This is a genomic window from Agromyces sp. P1_H4, assembly GCF_056405255.1.
This window is the reverse complement of record NZ_JBFUCL010000079.1, coordinates 1-12597: the sequence shown is the minus strand read 5'-3', so window position 1 is coordinate 12597 and position 12597 is coordinate 1. Positions and strand designations below refer to the sequence as shown.

The following is a 12597-nucleotide window of genomic DNA, read 5'->3' as shown; positions in this document are numbered from 1 at the left end:
GCCCGTCGGCATAGGCCTGCGGCGGCCCGGCGAGGTAGGCGATACGGGTGTGGCCGAGTGCGACCAGGTGCTCGCCGAGGGTGCGCGTCGCGTGTTCGTAGTCGACCGAGAGCTCTGCCGCCGGATCGCTCGCGACCGGGCGGTTCACGACCACGATGGGGCCGGATCGGGCGAGCAGGGCCTCGAGCCGCTCGGCCGGCATGCGCGGCGAGACGAGCACGAGCGCGTCGCACCGGGAGCGGGCCTCGACGGCGATGTCCTCCTCGTCGGCGACTCGCTCGGCGGTGTCGGCGACGAGCACCCGGTAGCCGTCGAGCGCCGCCTCGCGGGCGAGCCCCTTGAGCACGCCCTGGAACATGGGGTTCTCGAGGTCGGGCACGACGAGGGCGACGGTGTTGCTGCGGCCGCGCACGAGGTTGCGCGCCATCTGGCTCGGCGAGTAGTTGAGCTTCTCGATCGCGTCGCGCACCTTGGCCGAGATGGCCGGGTCGACCTTCTGGTTGCGGTTCAGCACCCGTGACACCGACGCCTGCGAGACGCCGGCGTACTCGGCGACCTGGGCGATCGTGACCTGCCGGGGCGGGTTGGGCACTGGGACCTCCATCGGGAAGGGGCTTGGGATGACGCTACGCCGCGTGCGGCGGGGAAGGCGATGCCGACGCGGGTCGACGGGGAGATGAGCGGCTGCCGCGCAGGCAGACGCGGCAGCCGCTCGGGTGACGGTCCGGGAGGATCCGTCGGCTTGGGAACTCGCTCGCGGACTACACGGCGGCGTCGTCGAGCGCCCGCTGCAGCTCGGCGAGGAAGCTCGCCGCGGCCTCTTCGGGGGTCATCTCGCCGAAGAGCACCTGCTGGGTGTGCTGGTCGATGATCGCCTCGATCATGCCGCCGCCCGGGGGCGTGGCCGCCGGTGCGTCGCCGACCTGCGGTGCGAGGTCGTCCAGGAAGCCGACGACGGTCTGGTTGACCTCGTCGAGCTTCGGCGTGATGTAGTCGCGGATCTTCTCGTTGGCGGGCACGCCGCGCTCTGCGAGCAGCAGGTCGGCGGCCTCCTCGCTGTTCGACAGGAAGTCGAGGAACGTGGCGACCTCGGCCGGGTGCTCGGTCTTCGACGACGCCGACCAGAACATCGACGGCTTGTAGTACGCCCAGCCGTCGGATGCGCCCTTGCTCGTGGGCACGCGCAGGGCTACGAGATCCTGGCCGCTCGCGTCGCGGAGCGCCTGCACCTGGTTCGACCACCACGGGCCGAACGCCGACTGGTTCGTCGCGGTGAACGACTCGGCGAGGCCGCCGGACTCGCGCTCGATCGTCGCCGACGGTTCGGGCGTGGCGCCGTCCTTCGTCGCGTCGAGCAGGAACTCCCACCAGCCCGCGAGGTCCTCCTCGCTCGCGGCGATCTCGCCGTCGGCGTCGTAGAGCGCGCTGTCGTGCTGGCGCAGCCAGTTGTTCAGGCCGCCGTCCTCGAAGCCCCACGACTGGGTGCCCGCGACCGCGCCGCCGCTCGCCTCGGCGACCTCCTGGGCGGTGGCGACGAAGTCGTCCCACGTCCAGGTCTCGTCGTCGGGCAGGTCGATGCCGTACTGGTCGAGCACGTCCTGGTTGGCGATGATCGTGTACGAGTTGATGCCGACGGGCACGCCGTACTGGGTGCCGTCGAGCGCGCCGGTGCCGAGCACGGCCTCGGGGTAGTCCTCGGTGGAGAGCACGGAGGAGAGGCCGCCGAGGTCCATGAGCACGCCGTTGGACGCGTACGTCGACAGCTGCTTCTCGTCCATCTGGATGATGTCGGGGATGTCGCCGGCCGCCACCGAGGTGGAGAGCTTGTCCCAGTAGCCCGCCCAGTCGGTGTACTGGGGCTCGATGGTGATGTTCGGGTGCTCCGCCTCGAACGCGGCGATGAGCTCCTGCGTGATCGCGTGACGGGTGTCGTTGCCCCACCAGGTGAACGAGAGCGTCACGGGTTCGTCCGAGAGCTCGAGCTTCGGCGCCTCGTCGGCGGGGGCGGCGGGGTTGCCGGCGCAGGCCGTGAGCGCGAGCATCGTCGCTGCGCCGATGGCCGTGACGACGCCCATGCGGCGTCGTGTGTTGCCTCGCATGGTGGTGTCCTTCCGTGGTGTGGTGTGGTGCAGGGGAGTGGGTGGAGCCGGTGGTGCGGTGGGCCGGCGCGCGACCGTGCGCGCCCGCGTCGGATCGGCCTGGCCGATCACTTGATCCCCGTCGTGGCGATGCCCTTGATCAGGAATCGCTGGCCGAAGAGGAAGATCAGGAAGATGGGGATGAGCGACACGACGCTCATCGCGAACAGCTCGCCGAAGTCGGTCGAGCTCTGCGCGTCCTGGAACGCGTTGAGGGCGAGCGGCACGGTGTAGAGCGCCGGCTTGGTCAGGAAGATGAGCTGGCTGAAGAAGTCGTTCCAGGTCCAGATGAACGTGAAGATCGTGGTCGTCGCGAGGGCGGGCACCATGAGCGGCAGGATGATCTGCAGGAAGATGCGCGGATGCCCCGCCCCGTCGATGCGCGCGGCCTCGTCGAGTTCACGCGGGATGCCGCGGATGAACTGCACCATCAGGAAGATGAAGAACGCATCGGTCGCGAGCAGCTTCGGCACGATGAGCGGCAGGAACGTGTTGACCCACCCGAGCTGGGAGAACAGCACGTACTGCGGCACGATGATCACGTGGATCGGGAGCATGATGCTCAGCAGCATGATCGCGAACCAGAACCGCTTGCCCGTGAACTCGAGCCGCGCGAACGCGTAGGCCGCGAGGGAGCACGAGACGAGGTTGCCGACGATCGAGCCGATGACCACGAGCCCCGAGTTCAGCAGGTACACGTTGAACGGGTACGTCAGCGCGTTCCATCCGTCGACGTAGTTCGAGATCTCGAAGCTGTCGAAGACGAGGCCCGCCTCGCGGAAGATCAGGTCGGTCGGCCGGAACGAGCTGACCACCATCCAGATCACGGGGTAGAGCATCAGCACGGCCGCCGCGATGAGGAACACGTGGCGCAGGATGCTCGTGACCGGCTTGCGGAACGGGCTGCGGCGGCGGCGCTGCTCGCGGATCCGCTCGGGCGGGAGTCCGGTGACGACCGATTCGGTCAGCGGCGCGAGGTCGGTCGAGGGGTCAGTCTTGGTCATCGTAGAACACCCAATACTTCGAGGCCCAGAAGTTGATGGCGGTGAGCGCGGCGACGATCACCAGGAGCAGCCAGGCCATGGCCGAGGCGTACCCCATGTTGAGGTTCGCGAACCCCTGCTGGTAGAGGTACAGCGTGTAGAACAGCGTCGAGTCCACCGGACCGCCCGTTCCGCCCGAGACGACGAACGCCTGGGTGAATGACTGGAACGCCCCGATGAGCTGCAGGATGAGGTTGAAGAAGATGATCGGCGTGAGCATGGGCAGCGTGATGTGCCGGAACTGCTGCCAGCGGTTGGCGCCGTCGACGGATGCCGCCTCGTAGTACATGACGGGGATCTGCCTGAGCCCGGCGAGGAAGATCACCATCGGCGCGCCGAACGTCCAGACGTTGAGGATCATGAGCGTGCCGAGGGCGGTCTCGGGGTTGGAGATCCAGCCCTGTCCCTCGATGCCGAACCAGCCGAGCACCACGTTGAAGAGGCCGTCGACGCCGAAGAGCTGGCGCCACAGGATCGCGATCGCGACGCTCGCGCCGAGCAGCGACGGCAGGTAGAACGCCGACCGGTAGAGCGCGAGGCCGCGGAGCCCGCGGTCGAGCACGATCGCGAGCGCCAGCGCGAGGCCGAGCTGCAGCGGGACCGAGATGAACACGTACTGGAACGTGACGGAGAGGGCCGTGTGGAGCCGCTCGTCCTCGAACATCCGCACGTAGTTGTCGACGCCGATGAAGCGGGGCGGGCTCAGCAGGTTGTACCTGGTGAACGAGAGGGCGAACGACGCCACCATCGGCCCGACGGTGATGAGCGCGAGCCCGATGAACCACGGCAGGAGGAAGAGGAAGGCCGCCTTGTTCTGCTTGCGGGACTTCGGCGCCGAGGTRCCCTTGATGCGCCGCAGTTCGCCGAGGGCGCTCATCGACGGCCTCGCGTTCGGGCGGCGGCCCGCGGAGGGCGGCCTCGTCGTGTCGTCGGGAACACGTGGTCTCCAGTCATCGTCGTTGATCACCGCTGAGAAAGCGCTATCTCAGGTGCTGGAGACGTTTCTATCCCACGATCGTGCGCCTTGGCAAGAGGCAATTCGGCGGATTTGTGCCATTGGCGCGAACTTCCGAGAAAGGGCTTTCTGAAATCTCCCAGCGAGTTCGAGCCAGTAGATAGGCAAGCTATGTAAAATGGTCGGGTGACCACGCCAGCAGACCTTCCCACCGTCCTCGGCGACCTCGTCTCGGTGAACCACCGCATCACGAGGCTCGCGGCATCCGTCACCGGCAGCACCGAGTCGCCGGCCGTCTGGCGCACGCTCAGCGTGCTCCGCGACCTCGGCCCGATGCGCCTGGGCGAGCTCGCCCGGGTCAGCCGCGTCTCGCAGCCGACCATGACGAAGCTCGTGCACACGCTCGACGAGCGCGGCTGGATCCGCCGCATCGCCGACGTCAGCGATGCGCGTGCGTGGCTGATCTCGGCCGACCCCCGCGGCCTCGCCGCCCTCGCCGGGTGGCGCGAGGAGCTGGCGGCCGCACTCACCCCCACCTTCGCGGACCTCGGCCCCGACGAGCTCGCCACGCTGGCAGCGGCGGTCGAGATCGTCCGCACGCGACTCGAGCGGGCGCGCGAGGCTGCCTCGACGGGAGTGGTCGCGTGAGCGCCGGCCACGCGGCATCCGGGTCGATTCTCAAGCAGCCGAAGGCCGTCTGGGCCGTCGCCTTCTCGTGCGTCATCGCCTTCATGGGCATCGGCCTCGTCGACCCGATCCTCCCCGCCATCGCCCAGAGCCTCGAGGCCACGCCAACGCAGACCGAGCTGCTCTTCACGAGCTACCTGCTGGTCACCGGCGTCGCCATGCTGGGCACCAGCTACATGTCGAGTCGCATCGGCGCGAAGCGGACGCTGCTCATCGGCCTCGGCATCATCGTCGTCTTCGCGGCGGCGGCGGGGCTCTCGCAGAACGTCGAGTCGATCATCGGCTTCCGCGCCGGCTGGGGCCTCGGCAACGCGCTGTTCATCTCCACCGCTCTCGCCACCATCGTCGGTGCCGCCGCGGGCGGATCGGGCTCGGCGATCATCCTCTACGAGGCCGCACTCGGCCTCGGCATCGCGATCGGGCCGCTCCTCGGCGGATTCCTCGGCAACCTCAGCTGGCGGGGCCCGTTCTTCGGCACCGCCGCCCTGATGGCGATCGGCTTCATCGCGATCGTCGTGTTCCTGAAGGACGACACGAGCGGGCCGGATGCCGCGAGCCGGCCGGTGCCGACGCGGCTGTCCGCCCCCATCCGCGCCCTCCGCCAGCCGGCGCTCGCGGTGCTCGCCGGCGCCGCCCTGTTCTACAACATCGGCTTCTTCGTGCTGCTCGCGTACTCGCCGTTCCCGCTCGGGTTCGACGCCATCGGGCTGGGCCTCACGTTCTTCGGGTGGGGCGTCGCGCTCGCGATCACCTCCGTCTTCGTCGCGCCGCTCCTCACCGCACGGATGCCGCGCACCCGCGTGCTCTGGATCGCCCTGCCGCTCCTCGCGGTCGACCTCGCCGCCGCCGGGTTCGTGATCGAGGACCCGACCGCGCTCGTGGTCTGCATCGTCGCCGGCGGACTCGTGCTCGGCGTGCTCAACACCGTGCTCACCGAGTGCGTCATGGAGGCGACCGACCTGCATCGCTCCGTCGCGTCGAGCGCGTACTCGGCCGTGCGGTTCCTCGGCGGCGCCATCGCGCCGCCCGCGGCGGCCGAGCTCGCGCACCTCATCTCGCCAGAGGCGCCGTACTTCGCGGCGGCCGGTTCGGTGCTGGTCGCGCTCCTCGTGGTGCTCGTCGGGCATCGCGCGCTGCGGCGGGTCGACGGGGCGCCGGAGCCCGCGCTCGCCGAGGCCGAGGCGATCTCGGTCGGCGACGCGACCTGAAGCGCCGACGCGGCATCCGCTGCCGTTGCTCGGTTCGTCGGGCTGGTCAGCGGGGAGCGCTCGTCGTCGCGCGCACGACCAGGCGCGTCGGCAGCGGCGCACCCGAGTCGGGCAGCGGGTCGGCCGTRGCGTCGTCGCCGAGCAGGCGCAGCACCACGTCGACGGCCAGCCGGCCCTGCTCGCCCGGGTACTGCTCGATCGTGGTGAGCTCGAACATCTCGGCGTTCTCGTGCCCGTCGACGCCGATCACCGAGAGGTCGCCCGGCACGTCGATGCCGAGCCGTTCCGCGGCGCGGATGGCGCCGAAGGCCATCTCGTCGGATGCCGCGAACACGGCGGTCGGGCGTCGGCCGGGATGGCCGAGGAGCTGCAGTGCGCCGGTGTAGCCGCCGGGCATGCTCATGTCGGCCTCGAGGAGGTGCGCGGGCTCGGCCGACGGGACGCCCGCGGCGGACATGGCGTCGAGGAAGCCCTGGCGCCGCTGGCCCTGCACGCTCGCGGGCCGGCTCTCGGCGCCGAGGCCGGCGAGATGCGCGATGCGCGTGTGCCCCAGGTGCAGGAGGTGCTCCGTGGCGAGCTGCCCGACGGCGTGATCGTCGACCGAGAGCCGCGCGGCGGCGCCGCCGCTGCCGCCGAGGCACACGAGCGCCTTCTCCCGCCGGTCGAGCGACGCGACCTCGCGCTCATCGAGGTCGACGCCGACCGCGATCACCGCGTCCACGCGCTTGCGGGCAAGGAAGAAGTCGAAGACCCGGTCGCGGCCCGGGCCCCAGTCCGAGAGGTTGTAGAGCGTGAGGTCGTAGCCCGCGCCGAGCAGGGCGCGCTCGATGCCCTCGAGCACCTCGCCGAAGAACCAGCGGTTGACGAAGGGAATGATCACGCCGACGTTCTTGGTGCGCCCGGTGACGAGGCTCGCGGCGTCGGGCGAGGCGATGTAGCCGATCTCGGCGGCGGCGGCCTCGACCCGGAGCCGGGTCTGGTCGGCGACGTAGCCCCGGCCCGACAGGGCCCGCGACGCAGTGGCTTTCGAGACGCCTGCGAGACGCGCGACATCGCCGATGGCGGCCATCCGCGCCTCCCTCCGTCGGGCTGCTTCGTTGCAGAGTGTAGTGGGCCGGGGGCTCGAATGTGGAACCGTTTCCTGAATGCGCCGATGCGCCGGGCACGATCCGTGCCGTCACTGTGGGAGCGCTCTCCCTCAACGCCCAACACGATGTGGGATCGGTGTCCGAACCGTGACCTGTCTCGGCTTGTCAGGAATCGCGGGGTGTCCTACCGTGGAGGCTGGAACCGGTTCCGGCTTCCCCTGCACCACACTCAACGAGGAGATGACATGAGATCCACACGGCATAGCCGTTGGCTGGCCCCCATCGTGGGCGCTGCCGCGGTCGGGCTCGCCCTCACGGGCTGCACGGGAGACGTCGCCGAGGAATCCGCGGCCGACGTCGACTGCGGGCCCTACGAGCAGTACGGAACGTTCGACGGCAAAGACGTGACGGTGTCGGGCACGATCCTCGACCTGGAGGCCGACCGGCTCAACGAGTCGTGGGCCGACTTCGAGACCTGCACCGGCATCAACGTCGAGTACCAGGGCTCCAGCGAGTTCGAGGCCCAGATCGCCGTGCTCGCCGAGGGCGGCAACGCGCCCGACGTCGGCATCGTGCCGCAGCCGGGCCTGCTCGGCCGGCTCGCGGAGGGCGGCTGGCTGATCCCGGCCTCGGAGGAAGTCGAGGCGAATGTCGACGAGTTCTGGTCGGCCGACTGGAAGAAGTACGGCACCTACAACGACACCTTCTACGCGGCGCCGCTCATGGCCAGCATCAAGGGCTACGTGTGGTACTCGCCGACCGAGTTCGAGGAGAAGGGCTACGAGATCCCGAAGACCCTCGACGAGCTGAAGGACCTCTCAGACAAGATCGCCGCCGAAGGCGACCACAAGCCGTGGTGCGTGGGCCTCGAGTCCGGTGAGGCCACCGGCTGGCCGGGCACCGACTGGGTCGAGGACTTCATGCTGCGCCTGAACGGCGCCGACGCCTACGACCAGTGGGTGACGCACGAGATCCCGTTCAACGACCCGCAGGTCGCCGACGCGTTCGACGCGGTGGGGCAGTACCTGAAGAGCGACGACATGGTCAACGGCGGCATCGGCGACGTGTCCACGCAGGTCACCGAGGCGTTCCAGACCGCAGGTCTGCCGATCCTCGATGGCACGTGCTCACTGCACCACCAGGCCTCGTTCTACGAGACCTTCTGGAACCCCGAGGGCGGCGACGAGGTGAAGGTGGCCTCCGACGGCGACGTCTTCGGCTTCCTGCTCCCGCCGGCCAACGCCGACGACCCGCTGTCGGTCACCGGTGGCGGCGAGTTCCCGGTCGCCTTCCGCGACGCCGAAGAGGTCGAGGCGTTCCGCGCCTTCCTCTCCAGCGACACCTGGGCGAACAACCGCGTCAGCCTGGGCGGCGTGATCAGTGCGAACAAGGGCGTCGACCCCGAGAACGCATCGAGCGAGCTGCTCGTGCAGTCCATCGAGATCCTGCAGGACCCCGAGACGACGTTCCGGTTCGACGGGTCCGACCTGATGCCCGGTGCCGTCGGCGCCGATTCCTTCTGGAAGGGCATCGTGGCCTGGGTCGGCGGCGAGAGCACCGCGCAGGTGCTCGACACCATCGAGTCGACCTGGCCGTCCAGCTAACCATCCGCGAGTCGCGCCCCGGGAGCTTCCGGGGCGCGGCATGATCGAGGGGCGGGGTTGAACGACCCCGCCCCTCGGCACCCCAGCTTCAACGACGAACCCGGGAGGCACGATGACCACGGCCGATCTCCTCGGCAAGATCCTGCAGGTGGTGATGGGGCTCGCGGTGTTCGCCGCGGTCGTCGGCCTCCTCATCTTCTTCATCGACAAGGCCCCGAAGAAGGGCCGCGACTACTGGCAGCTGGCCGGCTTCCTCGGCCCGGCGCTGATCCTCGTGGCCGTCGGCCTCGTCTACCCGGCGATCCGCACGAGCATCCTGGCGTTCCAGGACTCGTCGGGCGACTGGACGTTCGACAACTTCGTCTGGGCGTTCACGCAGCCCGCGGCGATCCGCACGCTGATCAACACGGTCGTCTGGGTACTGCTCGCACCGACGATCGCGACGGCGGTGGGCCTCGCCTACGCCRTGTTCATCGACCGGTCCCGAGGCGAGCGCTACTACAAGGCGATCCTCTTCATGCCGATCGCCATCTCGTTCGTGGGTGCGAGCGTCATCTGGAAGTTCGTCTACGAGTACCGCTCGGGCGACCGCGAGCAGATCGGCCTCCTCAACGCCATCGTCGTCGCGTTCGGCGGCGAGCCGGTGCAGTGGTTGCAGACCGACCCCATCAACACCATTCTCCTCATCGTCGTCATGATCTGGGTGCAGACCGGGTTCGCCATGGTGGTGCTCAGTGCCGCGATCAAGGGCATCGCGACCGAGCAGATCGAGGCGGCCCAGCTCGACGGCACCAATGCCTGGCAGCGCTTCACGAACGTCACCATCCCCGGCATCCGCGGGGCATTGGTGGTCGTGGTCACGACGATCTCGATCGCCACCCTGAAGGTCTTCGACATCGTGCGCACGATGACGGCCGGAAACTTCAACACGAGCACCGTGGCCAATGAGATGTACACCCAGGCGTTCCGGGCGAGCGAGGTTGGACGAGGGTCCGCCCTCGCGCTGATCCTCCTGATCCTCGTGCTTCCGATCGTCATCTACAACGTCAACGTGCTTCGCAAGCAGAGGGAGATCCGATGAGCAGCGTCGCCCCGGCCGACCTTCCCGTCGGCAAGAACCTCGGCACCCTCGAGGAGGTCGAGCAGCGGGAGTACGCCGAGCCCAAGACCATGCGGGTGAAGAAGCGACTCACCTCGCGCACCGCGACCGTCGCCGCGCTCGTCATCGCGGTGCTCTGGACGATCCCCACGTTCGGGCTCTTCATCTCCTCGTTCCGGCCCGCTGAGTTGATCCGCACCACCGGCTGGTGGACCATCTTCTCGAACCCGGGCTTCACGCTCGAGAACTACCAGAACGTGCTGTTCTCGGCGTCGGCGTCATCGCCGCAGCTCGGCTCGTACATCGTGAACTCGATCGCGATCGCGCTGCTCGCGACCCTGATCCCGCTGGTGTTCGCGTCGATGGCGGCGTACGCCTTCGCGTGGATGCGGTTCCGCGGCGTGGGCGTGCTGTTCATCCTCATCTTCGCGCTGCAGATCATCCCGCTGCAGATGGCGCTGGTGCCGGTGCTGCAGATCTTCTCCACCGTGCTGCGGCCGATGCAGGCGTGGCTGCACGACGTGGTCCCGATCATCCCCGAGCAGAACTACCTGCCGCTGTGGATCGCACACTCCATGTTCGCGCTCCCGCTCGCGATCTTCCTGCTGCACAACTTCATCTCGGAGATCCCGGCCGACGTGATCGAGGCGGCGCGCGTTGACGGGGCCACGCACGGGCAGATCTTCTTCCGGATCGTGCTCCCGCTGTCCGTGCCGGCGATCGCGTCGTTCGCCATCTTCCAGTTCATCTGGGTGTGGAACGACCTGCTCGTGGCGCTGATCTTCTCGGGCGGCACCCAGGACGTCGCGCCACTGACCCAACGGTTGGCGGAGCTCACCGGAACACGCGGACAGGACTGGCAGCTGCTCACCGCGGCCGCGTTCATCTCGATCGTCATCCCGCTCATCGTGTTCTTCAGCCTGCAGCGTTACTTCGTGCGCGGCCTCCTAGCCGGATCCACGAAGGGGTAAGGCTCCAGCTCGACCCGAACGGGCTGGGGAATGGATGCCGCGAGCGGGGGCTCGCGGCATCCGCCATGTCTGCAGCGCAACCCGTGGCCGGCGACGACCGCAGGCGGTAGAACAGTGGGATGGCCTCGTCGCCGTTGCTCCTCGGCCCGATGCTGCGCTACGTCGATGAGACGTCGGCCAGCATCTGGGTGGAGACGCGAGCGGCCTGCCGAGTGAGCGTGGCTGCCGATGGGCGGTCGTGGGATGCCCGCACCTTCGCGGTGCACGGGCATCACTACGCCCTCGTCGAGGTCGATGGCCTCGATGCCGGCTCGGTGCTGCCCTACGAGGTGCGGATCGACGAGATCGTCGTGTGGCCCGAGGCCGGGTCCGAGTTCCCGGCTTCGGTGATCTCGACGCGCACACCCGGGCGGCCCCTCCGGATGGCGTACGGGTCCTGCCGCACGAGCGTTCCGCACGATCGCTCGGGCAACCGAACGCACGGGGTCGATTCGCTGCGGGCCTTCGCGCTGGCGGCGGCGGCGGGCCGGGAGGAACGACCCGACCTGCTGCTGTTCCTCGGTGACCAGGTCTATGCGGACTCCACGTCGACCGAGATGCAGGACTTCATCCGTGCGCGACGCGACATCCACGAGGAACCCGGTCGCGAGCTCAAGGACTACGAGGAGTACGCGCACCTCTACCAGCTGGCGTGGTCGGATGGGGCGAACCGATGGCTGCTGTCGTGCGTGCCGACGGCCATGATCTTCGACGACCACGACATCCGCGACGACTGGAACGCCTCGCTGGACTGGAAGAAGGAGATGGAGGCCACCTCGTGGTGGCGGGGCCGGATCGTCGCCGGCCTGGGGGCCTACTGGGTGTACCAGCACCTCGGGAACCTCTCACCGGCGGAACGCGCCGCTGACGAGATCTGGCAGCGGACCAGCGCACACGAGGGTGAGGAGGAACTCGACCTGACCGTCGTGCTCGACGAGTTCGCCGACCGGTGCGACACCCACCCCGACACCTACCGGTGGAGCTACAGCCGGGAGTTCGACGACGTACGGCTCGTCGTCGTGGACTCGAGGGTCTCGCGCGATCTCACGCCCTCGCATCGGGGGCTGGTCAACGCGCAGGAACTCGCCTGGCTGGACGACCACCTGCGCGGCGGGTTCCGGCACGTGCTCGTGGCGACCTCACTGCCGTTCCTCCTGCCGATGGGGCTGCACAACGTCGAAGCCTGGGACGAGGCGATCGCGCAGGGCGCCTGGGGCCGGTCGGCGGCGTGGATGGGCGAACGGCTGCGGCGGGCCGTCGACCTGGAGCACTGGGCCGCGTTCCAGAACAGCTTCCAGGCGGTCGCGCGCATCGTGACGGAGGTCGCCGACGGCGAGCGGGGCCCGGTGCCGCAGGCGATCACGTTCCTGTCGGGTGACGTCCACTACTCGTACCTCGCGGAGGTGGATCGTGACGACGGCGCCCGCATCGTGCAGGCGGTGTGCTCGCCCGTGCGGAACCCGCTGCCGCGGTTCCTGCGGTGGTTCGCGGTCGTGATGTCGTACGGCGTGGCGACTCCCGTCGGCGCAGCGGCGGCGCGATCCGCGAAGGTTCCCGATCCGCCGTTCCGGTGGAGCACCGTGAAGGGCCCGTGGTTCGACAACAACCTCGCACTGCTGGAGGACACGGCTGAGGGCCTGGCCATGAGCTGGTACACCGGCGTGGTGGACGACGGCGACGAGCTGCACCCGCGGCTCGAGCGGGTGGCCCGCGTCGTCGTGCCGGCGACACGCGGGGGCCGGCGCGTCGCGGCCGAGGCGTAGGG

At 69.0% G+C, this 12597-nt stretch carries 11 protein-coding genes; 6 read left to right on the top strand and 5 right to left on the bottom strand.

Annotated elements, in window-relative coordinates:
* The 4 genes from AC1DY2_RS07215 to AC1DY2_RS07200 form a co-directional block, all read right to left on the bottom strand.
* On the bottom strand, positions 1 to 592 hold a 592-nt coding region (locus AC1DY2_RS07215), incomplete at its 3' end, for a LacI family DNA-binding transcriptional regulator (protein ID WP_476761805.1).
* Positions 593 to 761: 169 nt separating this feature from the next.
* Positions 762 to 2099: an ABC transporter substrate-binding protein gene (locus AC1DY2_RS07210; RefSeq protein WP_476761804.1), complete on the bottom strand. Its 1338-nt coding sequence runs from the start codon at positions 2097 to 2099 to the stop codon at positions 762 to 764.
* Positions 2100 to 2206: 107 nt separating this feature from the next.
* Complete coding sequence (locus tag AC1DY2_RS07205; protein ID WP_396133143.1) at positions 2207 to 2977, bottom strand: carbohydrate ABC transporter permease; 771 nt, start codon at positions 2975 to 2977, stop codon at positions 2207 to 2209.
* A 151-nt stretch (positions 2978 to 3128) separates the two neighbouring features.
* Positions 3129 to 4058: a carbohydrate ABC transporter permease gene (locus tag AC1DY2_RS07200; RefSeq protein WP_476761803.1), complete on the bottom strand. Its 930-nt coding sequence runs from the start codon at positions 4056 to 4058 to the stop codon at positions 3129 to 3131.
* Positions 4059 to 4322: 264 nt separating this feature from the next.
* Here AC1DY2_RS07200 and AC1DY2_RS07195 point away from each other — a divergent pair, with 264 nt between their 5' ends.
* The gene (locus AC1DY2_RS07195) at positions 4323 to 4784 is read left to right on the top strand and encodes a MarR family winged helix-turn-helix transcriptional regulator (RefSeq protein WP_476761802.1); all 462 of its coding nucleotides are present in this window, start codon (positions 4323 to 4325) and stop codon (positions 4782 to 4784) included.
* Positions 4781 to 6031 carry an MFS transporter gene (locus AC1DY2_RS07190; RefSeq protein ID WP_476761801.1) on the top strand — a complete coding sequence of 417 codons (1251 nt, stop codon included), beginning with the start codon at positions 4781 to 4783 and terminating at the stop codon, positions 6029 to 6031. The genes AC1DY2_RS07195 and AC1DY2_RS07190 overlap by 4 nt, the downstream gene beginning before the upstream one ends.
* Before the next feature lie 46 nt (positions 6032 to 6077).
* On the opposite strand, the gene AC1DY2_RS07185 is transcribed toward AC1DY2_RS07190, so the two are convergent.
* Positions 6078 to 7100, bottom strand: a complete 1023-nt coding sequence (locus AC1DY2_RS07185) for a LacI family DNA-binding transcriptional regulator (RefSeq protein WP_476761800.1) — start codon at positions 7098 to 7100, stop codon at positions 6078 to 6080.
* A gap of 264 nt (positions 7101 to 7364) precedes the next feature.
* On the opposite strand from AC1DY2_RS07185, the gene AC1DY2_RS07180 reads away from it, so the two are divergent.
* The 4 genes from AC1DY2_RS07180 to AC1DY2_RS07165 all read left to right on the top strand — a co-directional run bounded on the left by AC1DY2_RS07180 (position 7365) and on the right by AC1DY2_RS07165 (position 12595).
* Complete coding sequence (locus AC1DY2_RS07180) at positions 7365 to 8723, top strand: ABC transporter substrate-binding protein (protein WP_476761799.1); 1359 nt, start codon at positions 7365 to 7367, stop codon at positions 8721 to 8723.
* A 112-nt stretch (positions 8724 to 8835) separates the two neighbouring features.
* Positions 8836 to 9804: a carbohydrate ABC transporter permease gene (locus AC1DY2_RS07175; protein ID WP_476761798.1), complete on the top strand. Its 969-nt coding sequence runs from the start codon at positions 8836 to 8838 to the stop codon at positions 9802 to 9804.
* The gene (locus tag AC1DY2_RS07170; RefSeq protein ID WP_476761797.1) at positions 9801 to 10793 is read left to right on the top strand and encodes a carbohydrate ABC transporter permease; all 993 of its coding nucleotides are present in this window, start codon (positions 9801 to 9803) and stop codon (positions 10791 to 10793) included. The genes AC1DY2_RS07175 and AC1DY2_RS07170 overlap by 4 nt, the downstream gene beginning before the upstream one ends.
* A gap of 119 nt (positions 10794 to 10912) precedes the next feature.
* A complete protein-coding gene (locus AC1DY2_RS07165) occupies positions 10913 to 12595 on the top strand; it encodes an alkaline phosphatase D family protein (protein WP_476761796.1) in 1683 nt (560 codons plus the stop codon).
* Positions 12596 to 12597: the final 2 nt, after the last annotated feature.

Bases quoted from the DNA above. Each gene is read 5' to 3' on its own strand.
- AC1DY2_RS07210 (WP_476761804.1), bottom strand. From the start codon at position 2,099: ATGCGAGGCAACACACGACGCCGCATGGGCGTCGTCACGGCCATCGGC.
- AC1DY2_RS07180 (WP_476761799.1), top strand. From the start codon at position 7,365: ATGAGATCCACACGGCATAGCCGTTGGCTGGCCCCCATCGTGGGCGCT.
- AC1DY2_RS07170 (WP_476761797.1), top strand. From the start codon at position 9,801: ATGAGCAGCGTCGCCCCGGCCGACCTTCCCGTCGGCAAGAACCTCGGC.
- AC1DY2_RS07165 (WP_476761796.1), top strand. From the start codon at position 10,913: ATGGCCTCGTCGCCGTTGCTCCTCGGCCCGATGCTGCGCTACGTCGAT.
- AC1DY2_RS07205 (WP_396133143.1), bottom strand. From the start codon at position 2,977: ATGCTCTACCCCGTGATCTGGATGGTGGTCAGCTCGTTCCGGCCGACC.